Genomic DNA, 22,010 nt, shown 5'->3' on the forward strand with positions numbered 1-22,010 from the left:
CATTTTTTCAGCATGTTCGTTTGTTTTTTCGTTATTTGCTAGATATTCTCTTTTTTCTTGGTCTGACATTGTACAGTATCTCTCTAGCTTTTCTCTCATCTCTGAATCAGTCTTTTGAATTCTAACTTCGTATACATTTTCCTCAATGAATTTTTCTAATGCATCTTCTTGTTCATCTTCAGATAACCCACAATAACCTGTAAGCCTATCTTCAAACTCTGACATTCGTGGATGCTCCTCAATGAATTCTTGGCGCTCTTTATCATTCATTTCACAAAAGTCTTCTAGTTTGTCTTCTAGATCATCATGCTTGTATTTTTTTTCATCGTATCTGTCATCATCCTTGGAATCATCATCGTATCTGTCATCATCCTTGGAATCATCATCGTATCTGTCATCATCCTTGGAATCATCATCGTATCTGTCATCATCCTTGGAATCATCATCGTATCTGTCATCTTCATTTCTATCATAAGCAAATGCAGAACCAGACGTTACTCCAAATACTAGGATCATTGCTAAAATAGCACTTAGAAGTTGTGTATTTTTCATTGTAATGTTGTTTTATTGTTTTATATAAAAAATAACGTATGAGATCATAGAAAATATTATTAGGAATAAGAAATCCCGCCTTCCTAATTCACCTAAACTCCATTTGTAATGTTTAGAAATAACAGATTCGTCCTTGTTGATATCTTATTTTTCATAAGAAATTCCATGAATAAAAGATAAGTTGATAGTAATTTCTTTTATTGCAGTAGACCTGGTTTACATATGTTTACACAAAAAGATAATGAATTAGTTGAACAAATATCAAAGTGGGCCCTTTCAATTGGAATTAATTTGGATAGAGATCCAATTCAAGAAAGATAAAAAATAATTTCAAAAAATCTTTTTATAAAATTCTTGTAATGTTTTTTCGATTGCAAACAATAAAGTTTCTTAATAGAAAAATTACAAGATGTAAAAAATGTCCAAGACTCTCATTATACATAAGAGAAGTTGCTAAAAATAAAGTTCGAAGATTTCAAAATGAAACCTATTATGGAAAACCTCTATCTGGATTTGGAGATGTTAATGCAAAACTGTTGATTGTCGGTCTGGCTCCTGCAGCCCACGGTGGAAATAGGACAGGAAGAATGTTTACTGGAGACTCATCAGGTGACTGGGTTGCAAAAGTAATGCACAGGCACGGATTTGCCTCTATTCCAACCAGTCAAACAAGGGGAGATGGGTTAATCCTAAAAAATGCCTATATCACGGCTGCAGTTAGATGTGCACCTCCACAAAACAAACCCACAAGAGAGGAGATGGACACATGTTTTGACTATCTAAAACAAGAAAAAGAAATTTTGAGCAATGTGACAGTTGTTCTTTGCTTGGGGAAAATAGCCTATGATGCTACATGCAAGCTGTTTTCTGTAAAGCCTCAAAAATTCGGTCACAACAAACTCTTCAAATATGACGCAATTAAAATTCTCACTTCATATCATCCTTCAAAGCAAAATACACAAACAGGAAGACTAACCTGGAGACAATGGTCAAATGTTTTTGCAACTGCAAAGAAACTAACGCAGTAACAAACCTTTATTGTTTAATTAAATTACAAAATACATGAAAAAATTACTTTTACTAGTTTTCTTTTTTTCTTTTATCTCAACTGCATATGCACAAGAGTATCCTTCACTTGGTGTAAAAGTAGAGACGGTAGCTGATAATCTAACAATCCCTTGGAGCATTGATTGGAGCCCAAATGGAACTGTCTTTTTTACAGAGAGACATGGTAACCTTAGGATCATTGAGGATGGCGTACTGGCACCAAATCCAATACTGTCTCTTAATGTCGCAGGCGTAGAAGGGGGAATGCTAGGTGTCGCAGTTGATCCTAACTTTTTGGAAAATCAATACATCTATGTTTACTATACTGAGGATCAATTTTTGTTTCCTTCTAACAAAGTTGTTAGATATGTTGTTTCTGATGCGGAAGCAATTGAAGATAAAATAATAATTGAAAACATTCCTGCAGGCCCATTTCATGATGGAGGACGAATTCAGTTTGGCCCTGATCAAAAACTGTACATAACCACTGGTGATGCAGGAAACGTAGATCTTTCTCAAGATTTGAATTCCTATGCAGGAAAAATTTTACGTATTAATTCTGATGGAACAATACCTCGAGATAACCCCTGGCCTAATTCCCCAATCTATTCAATAGGACATAGAAACCCACAAGGAATTGATTGGGATGATTCAGGTAATCTTGTTGCCACAGAACATGGCCCTTCAGGATGGAGAGGTTCTGCACATGATGAAATTAATGTCATTTTACCTGGAAAAAACTATGGCTGGCCTGATGTTATTGGAGATGAGTCTCTAGAGGGACTTGAAAATCCAATTTTACATACTGGTGATGAAACTTGGGCACCATCAGGATCTGAATTTTATGATTCGGATAAAATCCCGCAATGGTCAGGAAAATATTTTGTGGCAACCCTTAGAGGCAGCCACTTACACATGATTGATTTTGATCTAAAAAATAATGTAGTTGTTTCACATGAAAAACTCTTTGAAAATGAGTTTGGTAGGTTACGAGATGTCCAAACCGGTCCGGATGGATTTCTATATCTACTTACAAGCAATAAGGATGGTAGAGGTTTGCCTCAACCCAATGATGATAAAATTCTGAAAATTATTCCACTAGAACATAATGTGAATAATTTTATGGATTGTCTCAAGGCAGGAAATATAATTACTGAATCTATTCCTAAAAAATGTACAACCAAAGATGGAAAACAATTCTTTGAGAGTTCTTCAAACATACCAAGTTGGTTTAAACAAACTGCAAAATGGTGGTCCATGAAACATATTTCAGATCAGACTTTCTCAACAGCAATAGAATTTCTTTTGGAAAAGAATGTGATAACAATCTCATCTGACATAGTTGCTTATGACAAAATATCCGAATCTGAATTACCCTCTTGGTTAAGAGAAAATACTGGTAATTGGTCACAAAACAATTTGTCTGATGATGAATTTTCCAAAAATATAATGTGGATGATAGAAAATCAATTTATCAAAATTGACAAATAGCTTTTGCTTTTTGAATAATTGTTTCTAATCTTAGTTGAAAATTTCATTGTGATTTTTGTACAAACTCATTTTATTTTCTTGAGATAATGATCTCTTTTTTATGTGATGAATGCATATATGTAACAGAAAGCTGACACAATCTCCTGTTGTCCAAATGCTGGCGATTGTTTACCTGTCTTAGCATACCTGCAAGGCTGTGTAAAGGTTGTTCCGCAATAGTCAGCTTTCAAAAATTTACTACAAAAAGATTCTAGTGTTAACAACAAAAGACATCTGATATTGTTTTCAAAAAATCCATTGCAAGTAAACCAAAATTTGAGGTTTAAAAGAAGAGTAGTTTTATGCAAAAACATTGAACATAAAGATTGGTTGTACTGGTTGGAGCTATCAGGGTTGGTCAGGAACTTTTTACCCAAGAATCTTGAAGAGTTCAAGCTGGTTAGAATATTATGCCAAAATTTTTGACATAACTGAAATCAATTCTACTTTTTATAGGATACCTGATACTGCACTGGTTCAAAAATGGAATACAGATACGCCCAAACATTTCAGGTTTACGGCTAAATTTCCATCAGTAATTACGCACAAAAAGCGGCTTGAAAATGCTAGTTCTGAAATTTTCGCATTTTTGTCTTCTCTTATTCCAATTCATAAGAAGATCTATGCTCTAGTATTTCAGCTTCCTCCTTCTTTGTCATTTGAGGAGGCAAAACCTAGATTGGATAAAATCTTTGAAATCTTACCTGATAATTTTTTGTATCCTATTGAGGGCAGACATCCCTCTTGGTTTTCTAAAGATTCTTTGTCTTATCTTAAACAAAAAAATCACTGTCTGGTCTGGAATGATATTGATGGAATAGATAATCCGTTCTCTATTACTTCTGATTATCTATATATTCGATTAATAGGGGATCGTTCCATTCCTGATTCAAAATTTGGAAGAGTAATAAAAAATAGAGATAGTTTGATTTCTCACCTAGTAAAAAAATTATCTAAAATTGAAAACATCCCTGTAGCAACAATAATGGCTAACAATCACTATGAAGGATTTAGTCCTGCTACTGCAAACTCTTTGCGAACAAAACTAGGTATGAGAGAATTGATTTGGGAAGAAAAAAAACAAAGAACGTTGAATAGTTTTTAATTTAAAACAGTTGTTTTCTAATTTTTTCATTTGACCTTATGAAAAATAATTTGTTAATGTTCATTTAGATTGCAAGTCCTATTGCTTCTCCAAAATAATAACCCGCAAGAATAGTTCCTGCAGACCATATCAGTGATCCTGCAAAAGTATACATGACAAATTTTGGTATTTTCATTTTCAACAAACCTGCTGGAATAGAAATCATTTCTCTCATTACTGGTACCATTCTTCCTAAGAAAACTGCTTTATCTCCATATTTTTCAAACCATATTTCAACACGTTCTAACTTTTTTTCAGATACTTTGACATAGTTAAGATAACTCAATAAAACTACTCTTCCTAGTTTTAACGCAATCAAGTATATTGCAGAAGTTCCAATTGTGGCACCAGTAGCACCAAGAAGAATCATTGGAATTACTCCTATCAAAGGAATTTGTTGTTGTGATGCAAGAAATCCTGCAGTTGGAAATACTGCTAATGTTGGAATTGGAGGAACTACGGTTTCAAGTAAGGCTGCTAGAAATATTCCTTCATAAAGGTGCGATCCTAAAAAATCTGCAATCCATACAAGAAAGGAATCAAATGGCTCCACGGATTTTGCCAACGAAATCTTACTAAATTACTTTACGAGAAAAAATTCCCAAAATTGCTGTTTTTTGAGCCTAGAGATTGGGGTGAAAACTGGAAAAATGCTTAAGGTAATTTTTCAGAAATAATTTTTCAATGAAAACAAAAAAGACAAGTATTTTTGCTATGAGTGCAATAGTTGCAATGCTATCTGTTGTGAGCATAGCGGGAATTCCCGAATCTAGTGCGGTACAACAAAAGACATACGAGGTTACAATCACAAATCTAACCCCCGGCCAACCACTAACCCCTCCACTTCTAGTAACACATACCAAAGATGCTGGATTTTTTACAGTAGGTAAAATGGCAAGCGGTGAACTCCAACAACTAGCAGAGAATGGTAATGTAACTCCTCTAGTTGAAATGTTACAAGAAAAGAAAGGTGTAGTTGATATTGTCCAGGGAGAAACACCATTAGTTCCAGCAAATGATCCTGGAGAGACAGGTCTTTCTAACACAGAAACATTTGAGATTTCAACTTCAGGCAACCAGAGATATCTTTCGTATGTAAGCATGCTAGTTTGCACAAATGATGGATTTGCAGGAATTGATTCAGTCAAGCTTCCAATGAAGCAATTGACATTGTATGGAATGGCATATGATGCAAGAACTGAGATGAATACTGAAGACTTTGCAGATATGGTTCCACCATGTCAAGGAGCAATAGGTGTATCATCTGGTGATGATGGAACTGACCAAAGCAATCCTGCAATTGCTGAAGATGGAGTAATTATTCCACATGTGGGGATTGTCGGTGATGCAGATCTCCAAGAACGTGTCCATGAATGGGGAAACTCAGTAGTTAAAATCAACATTGTAAGAACTAGATAATCTCCAACTCTGTTGGAAATTATTTTTTTTATTTTTTTTGTCATGGTTTTAAAAAAACTTTGAGAGTATCAGGTTTTTTTGCATGCTCTATTGCTTTTGAAAAATCTTCTAATGGAAAAGTAGAATCTATCATCTCATTAACAGAAATTATGTTTGTAGCTAGTGCATCAATAGCTGGTTTGAATAAGCCGCATCTGGAACCAACTAAGGTAACCTCATTAACTACGGCAGGCGTCAGATCCAAATTTTCTCTAGATACAATGGTGGATTTTAGAATTATTGTTCCTCTTGGTTTTACTAGATTCATAGAGTCAGAAAATCCCGAATTACTTCCTGTTGCTTCTACAACTAGATCAAAAGAAGTTTTGTCTTCTGCATCTAATTTTATTTTTATTTTTATTCCAAGTCTCTTTGCACTTTTCAATTTCTCTTCATGATGTGCAAAACATGTAATGTTTGGAGAGTTCAACTTTAAAACTTGAAGAATAAGTTGAGCTAGTCTTCCGTCTCCTACCACAGCTACCTTCCATGTGGGTTTTAATTGGATCTGTTCTAATATCTCAAATGCTGCAGCAAGTGGTTCAACAAACACTGCCTGGCTATCTGTAATCGAATCTGGAATAACATGCAAGTTATCATTTGGTAATGTCAAAAATTCTGCAAAAGCACCATCTCGATTAAGAATTCCTAGAACTGTTCTATCAGGACAGTGTCTCTCCATTCCCTTTAAGCATGAATCGCATTTTTTACAACCTGCATTGATTTCGCCTACAACCCTCTTGCCAATCAATTCTTTATTTTTTGATTGAACTACTGTACCCACAAATTCATGACCTAAAACTCCCTGATATTTCATATATCCTCTCATAATTTCCAAATCAGTCCCACAAATTCCTGCCAAGTTAACTTTTACTAATGATTCATTGGACTCTGGAGTTGGATACGATTTATCAAAAATCATTTTTGTTCCATCAAAATAGAGTGCTTTCATAGTCTTTCTTCTTTTGATTTCTAATTTTAAAATAATAAATAACACAAATCAAAGAATCATCAATTAATAGTCAGTATCATTTTCAGAATTGTAATTGAGCTACAAATTCTTGGATCATGCTACTGATGCTATAATTGAGGTAAACGCAAAAGATCTCCATGAAGCCTTTTTAGTTGCAGCTGATGCTGTAATCAATCTTACATTAGACCAAGATAAGGTTCAAGAAATTGAAAAAAAAGAATTTTCAGCCAAAGGAAAAGATTTAAGATATCTCTTATTTAGCTGGCTTGAAGAAATTCCGTTTCTTTTGATTACCGAAGGATTTGCAATAAAGAGAATTGAATTTCAAATAAACTCAAATGCTGAACACAAAGACTACGCTATTCAAGCAGTTGCATATGGAGAACCTTTGGATTTTCAAAAACACAACTTCAAAGTCGAGATAAAGGCACCTACTTTTTACGATATGGAGATCAAAGAAGCAAAAAATGATGGTGTTTTTATGAGATTTCTTCTTGACCTGTAGTTTTTGTAAACATTTCTTTGCAAATCTATAGAAGAAATTATACGTGTTTTTTAAAAATAGACAAATTCATGGAAATATGATGAATACACCATTAATTGGCTCTACAGTGATTTTTATATTATTATTCACCTTCACTCCTGCATTTGCTGAAGTCACTTCATTAGATTTAACAAAACCTTTTTTCACGGATGATGAGTCAATTGTATTTACAGGAAAAGAGTCAACAGGTAAGCAATCTGTTTTTGTTGTTATACGAAGTTCTTCTGGAGATACTTCAATGGTCTCTGATCCATCTTCAAATGATGATGGCACTTTTGAAACTTTACCTCGTTCTGTGGATTCAATTTTTGATCGAGAAGGCGTTTATGAAGCAGTTGCATTTACTGGAAGCGAAAGAGTAGAGGATGGCTTAACAATGGAACTTGAATATGATGGCAAGAAGGTTTTTTTTGTTCCTGATGTTATTTTATCATTAAAAACAATACCAGATCAAACCATCGAAGTAGGCAAAACAGTTACCTTTACTGCAAGTATTACTGATAGTTCTATTGAAAATGTGGTTTATAGTTTAGATAATGAACCTTCTGGAGCAACCATTGATCCTGATTCTGGAAAATTTGTTTGGACTCCTACATCATCACATGGAAATATCCAAGATGTACATTATAGCTTTGATGTTATTGCAAACAGTGGTTCACAAGAAGACAAGGACAGAGTTATCATTACAGTAAAGAAAGCTTTTGAAGAACCAACTACACCTACACAGCCAACTACACCTACACAGCCAACTACACCTACACAGCCAACTACACCTACACCACCAGAACCACTGCAAATTCCAGCACCATTTGTAGACCAGACAAAGGATCCTCAGAGCTACGTTGACCGATACCAAAACGAACCAAACTACAAAGAGTGGTTTGATGATAACTTCCCAGAGTATGACTCTATTTACCAGGCAGTAGGACTAGAAGAACCACTGCAAATTCCAGCACCATTTGTAGACCAGACAAAGGATCCTCAGAGCTACGTTGACCGATACCAAAACGAACCAAACTACAAAGAGTGGTTTGATGATAACTTCCCAGAGTATGACTCTATTTACCAGGCAGTAGGGTTGGAGAAACCAAAAGAATTGGCACCATTTGTAGACCCAAACCAAGACCCTCAATATTACATTGACAGATATGAAAAAGAAATTACATACAAAGAGTGGTTTGACGAGACCTATCCTGACATGACAATTTATGAAGCAGTAGGGTTAGACGAACCTTCATCAGAAACTCCTACTGAAGATACTGTAGAGTTTGGAGAATGTGGAGAGGGTACAGACCTTATTGACGGAATGTGTATGATTATTGAAGATCAAAATGGTGGTGGCTGTTTGATTGCTACTGCTGCATATGATTCCGAATTGGCACCACAGGTCCAATTTCTAAGGGAGGTTCGTGATAACCAATTAATGACTACTGAATCCGGCACATCCTTTATGACTGGTTTTAACCAATTCTATTATTTGTTCTCTCCTGCTGTTGCCGACATGCAAAGGGAAAATCCTGTATTCAAAGAATTCACCAAAGCAGTAATCACGCCAATGTTACTTTCTCTTTCTGTGATGTCGATGGCAGATTCTGAATCTGAAATTGTTGGATATGGTATAAGCGTGATTCTTATGAATTTAGGAATGTATGTAGCTGCACCAGCAATGTTAATTTACAAGAGTAAGAAATTCCTTAAAATTTAGATCTTGCATGTTCAATGAATTTGTAGTCAAGTTACTTAGTTTGTTAATGTGTCAAAATTGATCCTAATTCTTAATAACCTAAAATCTAATCAAAAAAAGAACATGATTAAGAAATTATTATTTTCTTTTGTATTGGGTGCATTAGTTTTAGGCATTGCTGATTATTCTCAATTTTCTTTTGCTGATCTTTCTTTTTCTGATGGATTTGGTTCAAAAGGAAATGATAATGATGAATTTGATAATCCAACAGATCTTGCGATAAGTGAAGATGGAAAAAAACTCTATGTTGTAGACAGTGAAAACAATCGCATCAAGATGTATGACTTGACAGGTGGAAGTAACTGTCCTAGTGGCACAGATGAGATAATTGAAGATGAGGTTTGTTTTGATGACACATTTGGCTCTTCTGGTTCTTCTGATGGGAAATTCAATTCCCCCACCAAAATTGCAATTGACAAAGACAATGAAGACATCTATGTAGTAGATTCTGACAACAATCGAGTTCAAAGATTCCAAGAAAATGGCAATTATGATAATTTAGAATTTGGTTCTTCTGATAGTGATGATGACGAATACTTGGGTACTCCTAGCGCAATTGCTGTTCATCAAAAATCTGATTATATCTATGTAGCAGACTCTTCAACTGACTCAATTTCTGTATTTGATGATAATGGTAATTTTAAGTTCAGTTTTGATGATGATGGCTCAAATGATGAATTCAAGAATCCCTCTGGAATGGTGATTGATGATGCAAATGAAATCTTGTATGTTGCAGATACTGACAACGACAGAATTCGAATTTACGAACTAACAGATGGAGACAATTGCCCAAGCGGAACAGATGAAGTAGTCAATGACGAAGTCTGTTTTGTAGATGACTTTGGCTCTTCTGGTACTGGTGACGGAAAGTTCAATGAACCATCTGGACTTGCATATGATGAAGACAATGATATCTTATATGTAGCAGATACCGAAAATGATAGAATTCAAGTATTTGAGATTGTTTCAGGCAACACATGTCCAAGTGATACTGATGAAGTTATTGATGGTGTATGCTTTGTAGAAGAATTTGGTTCTTCAGGCAATGATGATGGTGAGTTTAATTCTCCATCTGGTTTGGCACTTGACAAAGATAATGAAATTTTGTACGTAGCAGACACCTCTAATAACAAAATACAACTACTTTCACTTACTGGAAGTTCTTCTGATTCTCTCTCATTTTCAAATGAGTTTGGTGAAAGAGGAACTGGTGATACTAGATTTGATACGCCAACAGATCTTGCAATAAACAGTAACGATATTTTGTATGTTGTAGATAGTGAGAATAACCGCATCAAGATGTATGATCTGACAGGTGGAAGTAACTGTCCTAGTGGCACAGATGAGATAATTGAAGATGAGGTATGTTTTGATGATACTTTTGGCTCTTCTGGTTCTTCTGATGGGAAATTCAATTCCCCCACCAAAATTGCAATTGACAAAGACAATGAAGACATCTATGTAGTAGATTCTGACAACAATCGAGTTCAAAGATTCCAAGAAAATGGCAATTATGATAATTTAGAATTTGGTTCTTCTGATAGTGATGATGACGAATACTTGGGTACTCCTAGCGCAATTGCAGTACACAAGGCAAGTGACTACATCTATGTAGCAGACTCTTCAACTGACTCAATTTCTATATTTGATGATGCTGGTGACTTTAGATTTAACTTTGGAGATACAGGATCAAGTGATGATGAGTTCCGAGATCCTTCTGGCATGGTAATTGATGAAGGAAATGACATTCTGTATGTTGCAGACACTGACAACCACAGAATTAAGATGTATGAACTAACAGATGGAGACAATTGCCCAAGCGGAACAGATGAAGTAGTCAATGACGAAGTCTGTTTTGTAGATGACTTTGGCTCTTCTGGTACTGGTGACGGAAAGTTCAATGAACCATCTGGACTTGCATATGATGAAGACAATGATATCTTATATGTAGCAGATACCGAAAATGATAGAATTCAAGTATTTGAGATTGTTTCAGGCAACACATGTCCAAGTGATACTGATGAAGTTATTGATGGTGTATGCTTTGTAGAAGAATTTGGTTCTTCAGGCAATGATGAAGGAGAGTTTAGCTCTCCCTTTGGACTAGCCTTAGATGAAGACAATGGAATTTTGTATGTAGCTGACACTAACAATCATCGTATCCAGATGCTTGCATTACCAAATGCTGATGGAACTAGTAGCAGTAGTGGAAGTGGTAGCAGCTCTTCTTCTAAAGATGTACCAGATCCTCCTGAAAATGTCGAGGCATTTCCAGTATCTCCTACTTCAATTGCCGTTACTTGGAATGCTCCAAAATTAGATGATGACATATCTGAAATAACCGGATACAAAATAGATTTCAAATTAGGTTCGGAAAATTACCAAACGGCTATTGCAAATACTGCTAGCACTTCAACACTTTTTATCCATAAAGACCTTGATGATGATGAAAGATATTCTTATCGAGTTTATGCAATAAACAAAGAGGGTACTAGCTCATCTTCATCGATAGCTTCAGCAGAACCTGAATCTACCACCACTCCTGTTGCATTGTCTGCCACAGCAATTTCAAAAAGTCAAATAAAACTATCTTGGCTTGCACCTTCAGAAACGTTTGGTCAATCAATAAGTGGTTATGAAGTAAAACGAGTAATTACTCCTGGTGTTTATGATGTGATAGGAAATACAAATTCAAAGACTACCTCATTTTTGGTATCGAACTTACAAACTGACAAAACCTACACCTTTGCTGTGAGTGCTAATATTGGATTTGGCTCTACAGGAGTTTCCAACACTGCGTCTGCAACTCCTACTGAAGACTCTGTTGATACTACTGATGATGGACCAGTTACATCTACATCTGTGGATGTTACGGTTCCTTCTCCACCAATAAAATTAACAGCTACTCCTGTTGGTTCTACCCAGATTAATCTTGCATGGAGTGCACCAAGTGAGGATGGAAATTCACCAATTACCGGCTACAAGATTCAGGTAAAAAGAGATAATGGCCAATACACTACACTAGTTACAGATACAAAGACTACTGCCAGAACTTATTCCCATACAAATTTGATAACAGATTCAAAATATACCTACAAAGTTTCGGCTATTAACACCAAAGGAACAAGTGATGCATCAAATGAGGTCTCAGCTACCGCCCAATTTACTGGACTCCAAATTAGTCCTATAGGAAATCTTTCAATTGATGAAGATAAACTACTTTCATTTACAGTAAGACTTACTGATAGCTCAATTCAAAACGCTGTCTTTAGTTTGGAGAAAAATCCTCCATCTGGAGCAAAAATCATTTCAAATACCGGACAGTTCTCATGGACTCCCTCTAGCTCTGATGGTGGAAAATCTTACACATTTGATATTGTTGCAAAAAAGGATTCCTCATCTGATAGAAAGACAATAACCATTAATGTTAGAGATACTACAACCACCACTACACCAACACAACCTCCTACACCTACACAACCAGAACCACTGCAAATTCCAGCACCATTTGTAGACCAGACAAAGGATCCTCAGAGCTACGTTGACCGATACCAAAACGAACCAAACTACAAAGAGTGGTTTGATGATAACTTCCCAGAGTATGACTCTATTTACCAGGCAGTAGGACTAGAAGAACCACTGCAAATTCCAGCACCATTTGTAGACCAGACAAAGGACCCTCAGAGCTACGTTGACCGATACCAAAACGAACCAAACTACAAAGAGTGGTTTGATGATAACTTCCCAGAGTATGACTCTATTTACCAGGCAGTAGGACTAGAAGATCCTTCATCTAGTGTAGATGATGATAAGAAACCAGCAGATGATACCAAGAAAGAAAAGAAGTATGGGATATGTGGACCTGGAACAAAATTAATTGATGGTGTATGTACAATTATTGAAAAACCAAAAGCAAAACCATGGTGGCAATTCTGGTAATAGAAAGTAAAAGTTAGGTTTTAATCATAATGTTTTTTCTAGTAACCTATGGGGAAATTAAGCAGAAATCTTAGAATTTGCGGTGATTGTGGTATCGCGTACACATCTGTAAGTTTTACCAGATACGTAGATCAATGCCCTATTTGCAAATCTCGACGTTATGAGCCATTCTCAACAAAAACAGAGTCCGATGACTAGTCTTTTAATATAGATTTTTTAGTAGAACCATTTTCTAAAATTTATTGTCTGAGGATCCAGAAATAGAGAAGATTAAACAAAGAAAATTAGAAGAAATGCTAAAAGCACAAAGTCAACTCAAGGTAGACCAGGGCATTGTTGATCTTGACTCGTCAAATTTTGATCAGGTAGTATCTGCAGAAAATCCAACCTTGGTTGATTTTTGGGCAGAATGGTGTGGCCCATGTAAGATGATGCATCCTGTATTTGAGAGCCTCTCAAAAAAATACCCGCAAATAAAATTTGCTCGTGTCAATGTCGATATGAATCAAAATATTTCTATGAAGTTTGGGGTTCAATCAATTCCAACATTTATCATGTTTAAAGCAGGACAAATAGTAGACAAAATGATGGGTGCAGTTGGTGCACCTGGAATACACATGATCTGCAAAAAGCACTCTGCTCAATAAGCATACGCAGGCTCTTTTTCTCTCTGAATTCTTATTATTTCAGTTAATACTTCCTGTTCTTCAGGATTGAGTTTGTGCATGAATTTATTCAAAAGTTGTTTTGCTTCGTGAGATGGAGGAAAAGTATAGTATACTTCTTCTTCAAATATTTGTCTTCCAATAGTCACATCCTGTACAGAACATGCAACCTCTTCTCCAACTTTTGCTGTAGTTACAGTTTTTCCATCAAGCTGCAACTGATGGATTATGCCTACACGTCTACCATCTTTGTTCATAAAAGGAATTTTCTGTTTTAATGTCCCTACATCTACACGTATGCCAAAAACTGCAGGGTTGTTATTTCTAAAAACAAATCCTTTAAGAAAAGTAAACTTTGAGACTGGTGTCATTTCTGCAAAAACTGCGTCTTCTTCATGTGCAGTGTCTTCTTCTACCCAATTATTGTAATTGTCAATTAGACTGTAGATTACCTTATCTTCAAATAATTTTACATGACTAATTTCCGATTCCTCGTTTGCGTCCGGCAAAATTTTGACATTAAATGCTAAAACAACTCCTAAATGCCTGTCTTTTTCTTTAATTGCCTTTGCTTCCATTATGTCTCTCCTTGTTACCGACCCAATGTCTGCCTTTGCAACTGGAACCTGTGATCTTTTTAGCATCTCAACTATTGCCTCCAATGATCCAATGGTATCGCATTTGAGAATCACACCGTTGCTCTCAGTATCAATGAACATAGATTTCATTTCTGACTCAATAAGTTCAGTAAATTTTTTAATTTCTTCATTATTGGATGCAACATAAAGTGTACTGCCTGGAAGAACTCCTTCCAGCTCTGGAGAAGCTATCTTTAATCCTGCGGCTGCATCCACTTGGGATACTGGCTTGAATTTGTCTCTGGGATCTCTCATTTCATCTAATGGTTTTGGGAGCAACAATGCTTTTGGTTTGGTTACAATCACTGAATCTCTTTTTGCAACTACTATGCTGTTTTCTTTTTTTATTGTACCGTCAATGAGAATTATGTTTGCTGTTTGGCCTAAACCTACCTCGTCATTTACTTCTAACACGATTCCACGTGGATCCTTTTCAATCTGTTCTAATCTTTTTTGCAGATACTGTTGTGTTAAGCCCACCAAAACACTAAGCAATTCAGGTATTCCTACACCTGACCTTGCAGATATCGGAACAATTGCAATTTCGGACCTAAAGTCTTTGACTCTGTAAAATGCTTCAGACTTGTATCCTAATATGGAAAGGGTTCCAACTACATCGTAGATTTTTTGATCAAGATCGGCTTGAATAGATGCATCTTGTTCCTTAATTGCCTGTGAAATAAACATGGATTCTGATTTTCGCCACCCTGAGATCTGATCACATTTATTCAATGCCACAACGAATGGAACCTTTCTGCTTTGTAGAATTTTCAAGCTCTCATTTGTCTGTGGTTGGAATCCCCGGTTGACATCAACTACTAAAATTGCAATATCTGCTGCTGAACCTCCTCTGGAACGTAAATTTGTAAATACCTCGTGTCCTGGTGTATCAATTACCAAAATTCCAGGAACTTTATTCTCTGATTGTTCAAGTTTCTTGTATAGTGGACCACACGTTTCCTTTATTGTCTCAGTTGGAAGAAAACTTGCGCCAATATGCTGTGTGATTCCTCCTGCTTCTCTTCCTTGTACTCCTGTACCTCGAATTCTGTCTAAAAGCGATGTTTTGCCAGAGTCTACATGACCTAAAACTGCCACTATGGGCTGACGAATTTGCAAATCAGATCACTCAAATGCCACCCTCGATTCGTGATCAAAACTTTCCTGAGAATCTGATGCGTGTATTACATTTTCACTAAATCCCAATCCAAAGTCACCTCTAATTGATCCTGGTTCAGCTTCAAATGATTTTGTAGCACCAATCATGATTCTTGTAGTGGCAATGGAGTTATTTCCTTCAATAATGGCAGCAACTACCGGACCTGATGTAATAAATGATGTAAGCTCACCAAAGAAAGGTTTGTCTTTATGAACATCATAGAATTTTTCTGCTTGTTCTTGAGAAAACACAAACATCTTTAGTTTTAAAATTTTGAATCCCTTTCTTTCAAATCTTGCAACTATTTCCCCAACAAGGTTTCTAGCTACCGCGTCAGGCTTTACAATGAATAGAGTTTTTTCTGCCAATTTCCTGTTTCTGTTATTTTCTGATTCCGCCTTTGACGTATTTCTTGGTCCACTTGAGTTTTCTAGGATCTCGTTTTAACTCTAAAGCATTTTTCTTACATTTTGCAGAACAAAACCACAAAACGGTTCCATCATTTTTTGCAAGCATTGTACCAGAACCTTTTGCAACAGGTCTGTCACAAAAATTACATGGCTTAACTAAAAGACTCATTTTCTTTCACACCTACTTTATCTTCTTGGCTTCTCTTTCTGTTTCTCGAAGCATCAAAATTTCTCCTAGTCTGACAGATCCTTTTACGTTTCTAGTGAGAATCCTTCCCTTGTCTTTCCCAGATAATACTTTAATCCTGACTTGTATTACTTCTCCTGCAATACCTGTTCTTCCGACGATTTGAATAATTTCAGATTGAATTACTTCTTCAGATGTAGTACTCATTGATCAGTCTTTCCGCCTTTGATTTTAGCAATAGAAGATACAACTTGGTCTACAATATGCTGTGCATCACCTGCATCTAAAATTGCTGCAGCGGCAGATGTTATGTCAATTCCTAATGATTTGCCTAGTTCTTGTTTACTTGGAACAAAGGCAAATGCTGCACCTTGCTCCTCACATAGAATTGGAAGATGTGCCACAACCTCTGGAGGTTCTACATCTTCAGCTATTACAATTAGTTTGCTGGTTCCTCGTTCGATTGCTTTAGTGGCTTCATTTGTTCCTTTTTTGACCTTGCCGCTGGTAGATGCAACTCTAACAGCCTCCAAGATTGGATTTACCAGATCTTCTGGTGTTTCAAATTTAACATAATATGCTTTTCCCATATTTCGTCACCCTTGGGGTTCATTCTCCATTCTCTCCATCGTTTCGTTTGGTTTTAAAAGTGTTATCGGGAAATAATGGACTTGATCTTTTCTAGGTATTCAGACATTAAACCATCTAATTCTTCTTTACTTTTAGCTTCAGCATAGATTCTGATGATTGGCTCTGTGCCACTTGGTCTGATCATTACCCATTTTTCTGGACTGATCATGATTTTGATTCCGTCTGTTGTATCTGAGGTGGGAAATTCTTTTGATAGAACCGAAATTAGATTCCTTGTCTGTTCAGGCAAACATGGTATCTTATCCTTTGTAGTAAAGGATGGAGGCAAGGTGGATATTTCTTCGGACAGTGTTTTTTCTGAATTGGAAAGCATCTCAAGCATCAAAGCCAAGGTCATACATCCATCTCTTACCTGATTGTGCTTTCCGTACATGAAACCTCCGTTTTCTTCAAAACCTATCAGGGCTTTTGTTGGAATCATCTTCCTTGAAACTTCTACACTCCCTACTTTGGTACGAATAACCTCAGATTTAAACTGTGAAGTTAATTCCTCAATAGCGTTACCTGAATTCAAACAAGTTACAACCAATGAACCTGGATTGTCTTTTAGGATGTGTCTTGCAAGTAAAAGTGCTGATTTGTCTCCGGTCAAAATATTCCCTTTGTTGTCGCAAAAAATACTCCTATCTCCATCTCCATCAAATGCAATACCTACATCTGCATTATTCTGCAAAATGGTCTTTGATAATAAAGATAGATTTTCCGGAATTGGTTCTGATCCGCGACCTGGAAAGTTCCCATCTATTGTGGAATTTACAAGCAATGTTTTACAGTTTAACATCTTACAAAGATCTGGTGCGGCTACTGCTTGAGTACCGTTTCCCAAATCTAACACAACTTTGATTTCTCTTGATTTTATCTTTTCAGAATTTATTTGTGATACTACTCCTTCTAGATATGTCTGAATTGTTTTTTCTTCATTTCCAGTCTCCCCCCATCTTACTGGATTCTTAATCCAATTTTTCTCTTCGTATATCTTTTCTATTATCAGCTCATCATCTCGTGAAATCTCAACTCCGTCTTTTCCTGCAGGCTTTATTCCATTGTATTGTGGGGGATTGTGAGAAGCAGTTATCATCATTCCTCCTATGTACCCTAGTTTTTTTACGGCAAACTCTAAACAAGGTGTAGGAACGATTCCTGCTATGTTGCAATCAATTCCGATTGAATTCAATGTCGAAGTTACAATTCTGCAAATTATGGGACTTGAATTTCTACCGTCAAATCCTACCAATATTGGTCCCTTCTGGAAGTACGTTCCAATAGATAGTGTCATATCATGAATAAACTCTAATGTGAGACTTTCTCCAAAAACTCCTCTGATTCCATTAGTTCCAAAAAATTTTGCCATGATAATTCCATATTGTGGATAAATTTGTGAGTATCTATTCAACTACAAACAAAAAGACGTTATCCTGTAATTTTTAACCAATAAAATAAAGAAAGTCTAGAATCATTGTTACTGATAATTTCTTCCTACTAGTTATTGCAAATTTTTGGTTTAGATTCCTAATGACAAATGTAAGCCTTCACTTCAACCCACAAATACTTGCTTCATCTTTGGCGATTTTCACCTTGTTATCTGCAGTGTACGGAATTACCTACGTGTTTGCTGATAGCGAAGATGATTTTGTTTCCATTGCACCTGGTGGAATTGAAAATAATCCTGCTTTTGCCAAGATTCTTGAAAACATAGAAAAATCACGACAGACTTTTTCTGACATTCAACAAAAAATGGATCAGGAAAAATTTATTGACGAACAAAGAAACATTGCTATGAATATCTTAGATAGAGAACTAGAACAAATGTTTGAAGAAAACAAAGATTTCACTTCTGTTGCCGCATTTAACAATTTCTTAAAAAAAGTCTCAGATGATAACACAAAGTACATCTTCCAAGGTCTGTTTGACTATCAGCAAGAGAAGATATCCTCAGCAAAAATCGTTATGAGTGATGTTTTACGAAACGGAGGATCGTTGCAAGAAGCAAGAAATGCATATCATGATGCACTTCAAATTCCACGATCAGACATGGTAAAACTAGTAAAAGATCTTAATGTTCAATCTGGTTTCTCTAATCCTGATATTCAGAGACACTTTGATGAAAATGGAAAACTTCCTAGATATGTGGATGAACAAGAATCAACCGTTAACTTTATCGATCTTACCACGTCTGCTAAGAATGTCAATTCGTCTGTGAATCAAACAACGAATTCTACTGCTGATTCCATAACTACTGACCCTGAAAACTCACAAACCGTCCTTATTCAAAAACTGCTTGATGAGATATCTGTACTCAAGAATAAGATCAAATTGTTAGAGGGACAAAAAGTTGCTACTGTACAGCAAGCTGTATTTGAAAAAACGGATCTTGAATCAGAATATTTCGCCGACTGGGTATCTGACTATACTAAAGGCAAGGGAAAGTATGAGCGTCATGTTTATCCTCAATATTCAGTACCAGTAAATGCACTAAACCAGCCTAACTCATATCACGATATTGAGAATTCATTATCTCTGGGAAGAGGAGGTCAAGTAACTCTTGGTTTCTCTGATTCCATAACTGACAAATTAATTGTATATGAAACTACTAATGACGAAACACTCACAGAACATGCAATCGTAGAAGTAAGTGATGATGACCAAAATTGGATTGCGCTAAAACATACACAGTATAACAACGATGGTTCACATGTTCATCAATACGGCTATGATCTGTCCGATGTTGGTTGTGTTTCTCATGTTAGAATTACTGACACAACTGGCTATCAGAAAAGTGATGGATTTGATATTGATGCCGTAGGTGCCACAAAACTGTGTAGTGAAACTACATAATTCTATTTTATTTTTCTGCTTGCTTTTGTTAATGTTGAGTTTTCTAACTGGATTATAGTTCTTCGATATCTTCTTCAAGAAAAGGAATATTATTGTACCATGATTTTTTTTCTGTCATCTTAAATGATAATTTTCAATGAGCATATAGATCTAACTATTGATTTGTATCAGACCTTAAGATCAGAAACGTTAGATTCTGATGACAGCTCTAATACAATTTTATTTAGAAATCTTGGTATTTAGATCTCACTGACAAATTCTACGTTTGTTTTATACTCTTATGATTATTCTTTCTGCTATGAGTCAAACTTTGTCCTCTTGGAAATGTTATCGCTGTGATCTAAATTTTAAAGAGCGAAATATTGCAGATTTGCATAAATCTCTATCTGATCATCCAGTTCGATACATACAAATCAATTTTGAATAGTTTCAGAGATGACAAAATTTTTCAATTCTTTTGAGTTTCTTGATTTCTTGCGTCTTTGCCTAGTAAGGATTAAGTTTGTGTTTAACAGCAAATTCGTTGCGGGAGTCGCCCAGCCTGGTCAAAGGCGTAGGGCTTAGGACCCTATCTCTTAGGAGTTCGTGGGTTCAAATCCCACCTCCCGCACCATTTTGTATCTTGGTTAATGATTAATAATGAGAAATTTTGATAGTCAAAGTCATGAAGAAGATAGTTGTGGGAATTACGGTTGTTGGAAAAGACAGAGAAGGGATTGTTGCATCTTTTACGAATTTTGCATTTTCAAAGCGAGGAAATATTGAAAAAGTAAACCAGAACGTGATCAAAGGATTATTTGGAATGTACTTGGAGGTATCATTTTCCAAAGAAATTGATGTGAAAAGTTTTGATGCAGAAATACAAGATCTGGCAAAACGAGAAAAAATGGATGTAAGTACACACCATGAGACAAATCTTGAGAAAAATATTGCAGTATTTGTTACCAAAGAACCACTTTGTCTTCAAACAATTCTTGCCAATCAAAAATCTCTAAAGGGAAAAATCTCAGTTATCATTGGAACAGAAAAAACACTAGAGCCATTGGCAAAAAAAGCCAAGATTCCATTTATTGCAATTGAAGAAAAGAATCAACAAAAAGCAGAAGAGGAAATTATCAAGATATGCAAAGACTACGAAATTGACTTGATCTCCCTTGCAAGATATATGCGAATTCTTAGTCCTAACTTTGTTTGGAGGTATCCTAATAGAATTATTAACATTCATCCTTCCTTGTTACCCGCATTTCCTGGCGCATTAGCTTATGCACAAGCTTATGAGAGAGGCACAAAAATTGTTGGAGTCACATCTCATTACGTTACTGAGAACTTAGATCAAGGACCCATAATTTTCCAAGACTCCTTTAAGGTTGATCCAAATGACACTCTTGAGAAGATAAAAGCAAAAGGACAAAAACTAGAGGCAGATACTTTGCTCAAGGCAATGAAGATGCATCTTGAGAATAAACTAGAAGTTCGTTGGAGAAAAGTTCACATAAAATCCAAATGACTTTTTATGACTGATATTTACTCTCAACTAGATCCAAACCTTAGGAGGTTAATCAAAAAGAAACAAAATCTTGCCGCCGTAATTCCTATTGGTTCAATAGAACAGCATGGTCCACACCTTCCAATCTCTACCGATTCAGATATTGTAAGTGAAGTCGCAAAAAGACTAGCCGACAGAAATGGATATCTTTTGCTTCCAACCATTACTTGCGGCGTCTCATTTGAGCATGCTCCTTTTTTCAATCTTAGTGTAAGAGAATCTACCCTACGTTCAGTCTTGGTTGATTTATGTGTCTCTCTTTTGGCAAATAATATCCATAATGTCTTCATAATCAATGGACATCACGGAAACCTAAAACCAATCAAAAATATTGATTTGAAAATAAGGAAACTGACAAAAAATAAAATCAATGTATTTCCATTTTCGTATTGGCATTTTATGCAACGGGAATTTGATCATGCAGGGTTTGTGGAAACATCTCTTATGCTGGCCATCTCAAAAAATGTAAAGATGTCAATGGCAAAAAGAGGACTAATTACAGAAGATTTGACAAAAAAACAAATCGCAGATCTTGGAAGAAAAGCAAACAAATCTTTTCCATCCGTTACAAAAAATGGAGTCTGGGGAGATCCGAGATGCGCAACAAAACGAGATGGTTGTAAAATACTGAATGAAATTATTCAGAATCTGAGTAAAAAGTGTCAAACTTGCCTTACTGAGGGTATCTCATAGTTACACCAATGAAATTTTAATATAATCCCTCTTTAGCATAGCCAATAAGTGAAATAGATGTCCGTTGATATGGCAGTAAAAGTGTTGGATGAGAGTATCAATCAGGTAGTATTGATAAAACTCAAAGGCAACAAGACAATTAGGGGAAACTTGCTTGGTTTTGACCAGCACATGAACCTGCTACTCGATTCTTCAGAAGAAATCCCAACTGAAGGCGAGTCAAAAGGCCTTGGAACCATCGTAGTGAGAGGAGACAACGTAGTTATGATATCTCCTCCACCTGCACAGAATTAGG

The 22,010-nt window shown here is 35.9% G+C and carries 20 protein-coding genes, 1 tRNA gene and 1 pseudogene; 13 read left to right on the top strand and 9 right to left on the bottom strand.

Annotation, left to right across the window (positions count from 1 at the left end):
* A pseudogene (locus ACOQN3_RS00315) lies at positions 1 to 552 on the bottom strand (ABC transporter substrate-binding protein); the annotation flags it as partial.
* Between the two features lie 371 nt (positions 553 to 923).
* Here ACOQN3_RS00315 and ACOQN3_RS00320 point away from each other — a divergent pair.
* From ACOQN3_RS00320 to ACOQN3_RS00330, 3 genes are all read left to right on the top strand, one after another.
* A complete protein-coding gene (locus ACOQN3_RS00320) occupies positions 924 to 1,580 on the top strand; it encodes a uracil-DNA glycosylase (RefSeq protein ID WP_420544507.1) in 657 nt (218 codons plus the stop codon).
* A gap of 34 nt (positions 1,581 to 1,614) precedes the next feature.
* A complete protein-coding gene (locus ACOQN3_RS00325; protein WP_420544508.1) occupies positions 1,615 to 3,090 on the top strand; it encodes a PQQ-dependent sugar dehydrogenase in 1,476 nt (491 codons plus the stop codon).
* A 352-nt stretch (positions 3,091 to 3,442) separates the two neighbouring features.
* Positions 3,443 to 4,234, top strand: coding sequence for a DUF72 domain-containing protein (locus ACOQN3_RS00330; RefSeq protein WP_420544509.1), 792 nt, complete (start codon positions 3,443 to 3,445; stop codon positions 4,232 to 4,234).
* A 64-nt stretch (positions 4,235 to 4,298) separates the two neighbouring features.
* On the opposite strand, the gene ACOQN3_RS00335 is transcribed toward ACOQN3_RS00330, so the two are convergent.
* Complete coding sequence (locus tag ACOQN3_RS00335; RefSeq protein WP_420544510.1) at positions 4,299 to 4,838, bottom strand: DedA family protein; 540 nt, start codon at positions 4,836 to 4,838, stop codon at positions 4,299 to 4,301.
* A gap of 119 nt (positions 4,839 to 4,957) precedes the next feature.
* Here ACOQN3_RS00335 and ACOQN3_RS00340 point away from each other — a divergent pair, with 119 nt between their 5' ends.
* Positions 4,958 to 5,692, top strand: a complete 735-nt coding sequence (locus tag ACOQN3_RS00340; protein ID WP_420544511.1) for a spondin domain-containing protein — start codon at positions 4,958 to 4,960, stop codon at positions 5,690 to 5,692.
* 40 nt (positions 5,693 to 5,732) lie between these two features.
* Here ACOQN3_RS00340 and ACOQN3_RS00345 read toward each other — a convergent pair whose 3' ends face one another.
* Positions 5,733 to 6,683 carry an MDR/zinc-dependent alcohol dehydrogenase-like family protein gene (locus ACOQN3_RS00345; RefSeq protein ID WP_420544512.1) on the bottom strand — a complete coding sequence of 317 codons (951 nt, stop codon included), beginning with the start codon at positions 6,681 to 6,683 and terminating at the stop codon, positions 5,733 to 5,735.
* 94 nt (positions 6,684 to 6,777) lie between these two features.
* On the opposite strand from ACOQN3_RS00345, the gene ACOQN3_RS00350 reads away from it, so the two are divergent.
* The 4 genes from ACOQN3_RS00350 (at position 6,778) to trxA (ending at position 13,578) form a co-directional block, all read left to right on the top strand.
* The gene (locus ACOQN3_RS00350; protein ID WP_420544513.1) at positions 6,778 to 7,209 is read left to right on the top strand and encodes an archease; all 432 of its coding nucleotides are present in this window, start codon (positions 6,778 to 6,780) and stop codon (positions 7,207 to 7,209) included.
* A 76-nt stretch (positions 7,210 to 7,285) separates the two neighbouring features.
* The gene (locus ACOQN3_RS00355) at positions 7,286 to 8,953 is read left to right on the top strand and encodes an Ig domain-containing protein (protein WP_420544514.1); all 1,668 of its coding nucleotides are present in this window, start codon (positions 7,286 to 7,288) and stop codon (positions 8,951 to 8,953) included.
* A 102-nt stretch (positions 8,954 to 9,055) separates the two neighbouring features.
* On the top strand, positions 9,056 to 12,931 hold the full coding sequence (locus ACOQN3_RS00360) for a fibronectin type III domain-containing protein (RefSeq protein ID WP_420544515.1): 3,876 nt from the start codon (positions 9,056 to 9,058) through the stop codon (positions 12,929 to 12,931).
* 242 nt (positions 12,932 to 13,173) lie between these two features.
* Complete coding sequence (gene trxA, locus ACOQN3_RS00365; protein WP_420544516.1) at positions 13,174 to 13,578, top strand: thioredoxin; 405 nt, start codon at positions 13,174 to 13,176, stop codon at positions 13,576 to 13,578.
* Here the strand turns inward: trxA and infB are convergent.
* The 6 genes from infB to glmM all read right to left on the bottom strand — a co-directional run bounded on the left by infB (position 13,572) and on the right by glmM (position 17,992).
* The gene (gene infB, locus ACOQN3_RS00370; RefSeq protein ID WP_420544517.1) at positions 13,572 to 15,353 is read right to left on the bottom strand and encodes a translation initiation factor IF-2; all 1,782 of its coding nucleotides are present in this window, start codon (positions 15,351 to 15,353) and stop codon (positions 13,572 to 13,574) included. The genes trxA and infB overlap by 7 nt on opposite strands.
* A gap of 6 nt (positions 15,354 to 15,359) precedes the next feature.
* Positions 15,360 to 15,761, bottom strand: a complete 402-nt coding sequence (ndk, locus tag ACOQN3_RS00375; RefSeq protein ID WP_420544518.1) for a nucleoside-diphosphate kinase — start codon at positions 15,759 to 15,761, stop codon at positions 15,360 to 15,362.
* Between the two features lie 13 nt (positions 15,762 to 15,774).
* A complete protein-coding gene (locus ACOQN3_RS00380) occupies positions 15,775 to 15,972 on the bottom strand; it encodes a 50S ribosomal protein L24e (protein ID WP_420544519.1) in 198 nt (65 codons plus the stop codon).
* 12 nt (positions 15,973 to 15,984) lie between these two features.
* Positions 15,985 to 16,197 (bottom strand): 30S ribosomal protein S28e, encoded by a 213-nt coding sequence (locus ACOQN3_RS00385; RefSeq protein WP_420544520.1) that lies wholly within the window; start codon positions 16,195 to 16,197, stop codon positions 15,985 to 15,987.
* Positions 16,194 to 16,580 (bottom strand): 50S ribosomal protein L7Ae, encoded by a 387-nt coding sequence (rpl7ae, locus tag ACOQN3_RS00390; protein WP_012214608.1) that lies wholly within the window; start codon positions 16,578 to 16,580, stop codon positions 16,194 to 16,196. The genes ACOQN3_RS00385 and rpl7ae overlap by 4 nt, the downstream gene beginning before the upstream one ends.
* A 62-nt stretch (positions 16,581 to 16,642) precedes the next feature.
* The gene (glmM, locus tag ACOQN3_RS00395) at positions 16,643 to 17,992 is read right to left on the bottom strand and encodes a phosphoglucosamine mutase (protein WP_420544521.1); all 1,350 of its coding nucleotides are present in this window, start codon (positions 17,990 to 17,992) and stop codon (positions 16,643 to 16,645) included.
* A 161-nt stretch (positions 17,993 to 18,153) separates the two neighbouring features.
* On the opposite strand from glmM, the gene ACOQN3_RS00400 reads away from it, so the two are divergent.
* The 5 genes from ACOQN3_RS00400 to ACOQN3_RS00420 all read left to right on the top strand — a co-directional run bounded on the left by ACOQN3_RS00400 (position 18,154) and on the right by ACOQN3_RS00420 (position 22,009).
* On the top strand, positions 18,154 to 19,476 hold the full coding sequence (locus tag ACOQN3_RS00400; RefSeq protein ID WP_420544522.1) for a hypothetical protein: 1,323 nt from the start codon (positions 18,154 to 18,156) through the stop codon (positions 19,474 to 19,476).
* Positions 19,477 to 20,001: 525 nt separating this feature from the next.
* Positions 20,002 to 20,089 (top strand) — tRNA-Leu (locus ACOQN3_RS00405).
* A 51-nt stretch (positions 20,090 to 20,140) separates the two neighbouring features.
* A complete protein-coding gene (locus ACOQN3_RS00410; protein ID WP_420544523.1) occupies positions 20,141 to 20,983 on the top strand; it encodes a formyltetrahydrofolate deformylase in 843 nt (280 codons plus the stop codon).
* Positions 20,984 to 20,989: 6 nt separating this feature from the next.
* On the top strand, positions 20,990 to 21,715 hold the full coding sequence (locus ACOQN3_RS00415; RefSeq protein WP_420544524.1) for a creatininase family protein: 726 nt from the start codon (positions 20,990 to 20,992) through the stop codon (positions 21,713 to 21,715).
* Between the two features lie 57 nt (positions 21,716 to 21,772).
* On the top strand, positions 21,773 to 22,009 hold the full coding sequence (locus tag ACOQN3_RS00420; RefSeq protein WP_420544525.1) for an LSm family protein: 237 nt from the start codon (positions 21,773 to 21,775) through the stop codon (positions 22,007 to 22,009).
* Position 22,010 lies beyond the last annotated feature (1 nt).

The sequence above is a fragment of the Candidatus Nitrosopumilus sp. genome (assembly GCF_965223225.1).
GTDB lineage: Archaea > Thermoproteota > Nitrososphaeria > Nitrososphaerales > Nitrosopumilaceae > Nitrosopumilus.

Coding starts and splice junctions, on each gene's coding strand:
- rpl7ae (WP_012214608.1), bottom strand. CDS start 16,580: ATGGGAAAAGCATATTATGTTAAATTTGAAACACCAGAAGATCTGGTA.
- ACOQN3_RS00325 (WP_420544508.1), top strand. CDS start 1,615: ATGAAAAAATTACTTTTACTAGTTTTCTTTTTTTCTTTTATCTCAACT.
- ACOQN3_RS00410 (WP_420544523.1), top strand. CDS start 20,141: ATGAAGAAGATAGTTGTGGGAATTACGGTTGTTGGAAAAGACAGAGAA.
- ACOQN3_RS00380 (WP_420544519.1), bottom strand. CDS start 15,972: ATGAGTCTTTTAGTTAAGCCATGTAATTTTTGTGACAGACCTGTTGCA.
- ACOQN3_RS00340 (WP_420544511.1), top strand. CDS start 4,958: ATGAAAACAAAAAAGACAAGTATTTTTGCTATGAGTGCAATAGTTGCA.
- ACOQN3_RS00385 (WP_420544520.1), bottom strand. CDS start 16,197: ATGAGTACTACATCTGAAGAAGTAATTCAATCTGAAATTATTCAAATC.
- ACOQN3_RS00345 (WP_420544512.1), bottom strand. CDS start 6,683: ATGAAAGCACTCTATTTTGATGGAACAAAAATGATTTTTGATAAATCG.
- ACOQN3_RS00400 (WP_420544522.1), top strand. CDS start 18,154: ATGACAAATGTAAGCCTTCACTTCAACCCACAAATACTTGCTTCATCT.
- glmM (WP_420544521.1), bottom strand. CDS start 17,992: ATGGCAAAATTTTTTGGAACTAATGGAATCAGAGGAGTTTTTGGAGAA.
- ACOQN3_RS00355 (WP_420544514.1), top strand. CDS start 7,286: ATGATGAATACACCATTAATTGGCTCTACAGTGATTTTTATATTATTA.
- ACOQN3_RS00360 (WP_420544515.1), top strand. CDS start 9,056: ATGATTAAGAAATTATTATTTTCTTTTGTATTGGGTGCATTAGTTTTA.
- ACOQN3_RS00420 (WP_420544525.1), top strand. CDS start 21,773: ATGTCCGTTGATATGGCAGTAAAAGTGTTGGATGAGAGTATCAATCAG.
- ACOQN3_RS00415 (WP_420544524.1), top strand. CDS start 20,990: ATGACTGATATTTACTCTCAACTAGATCCAAACCTTAGGAGGTTAATC.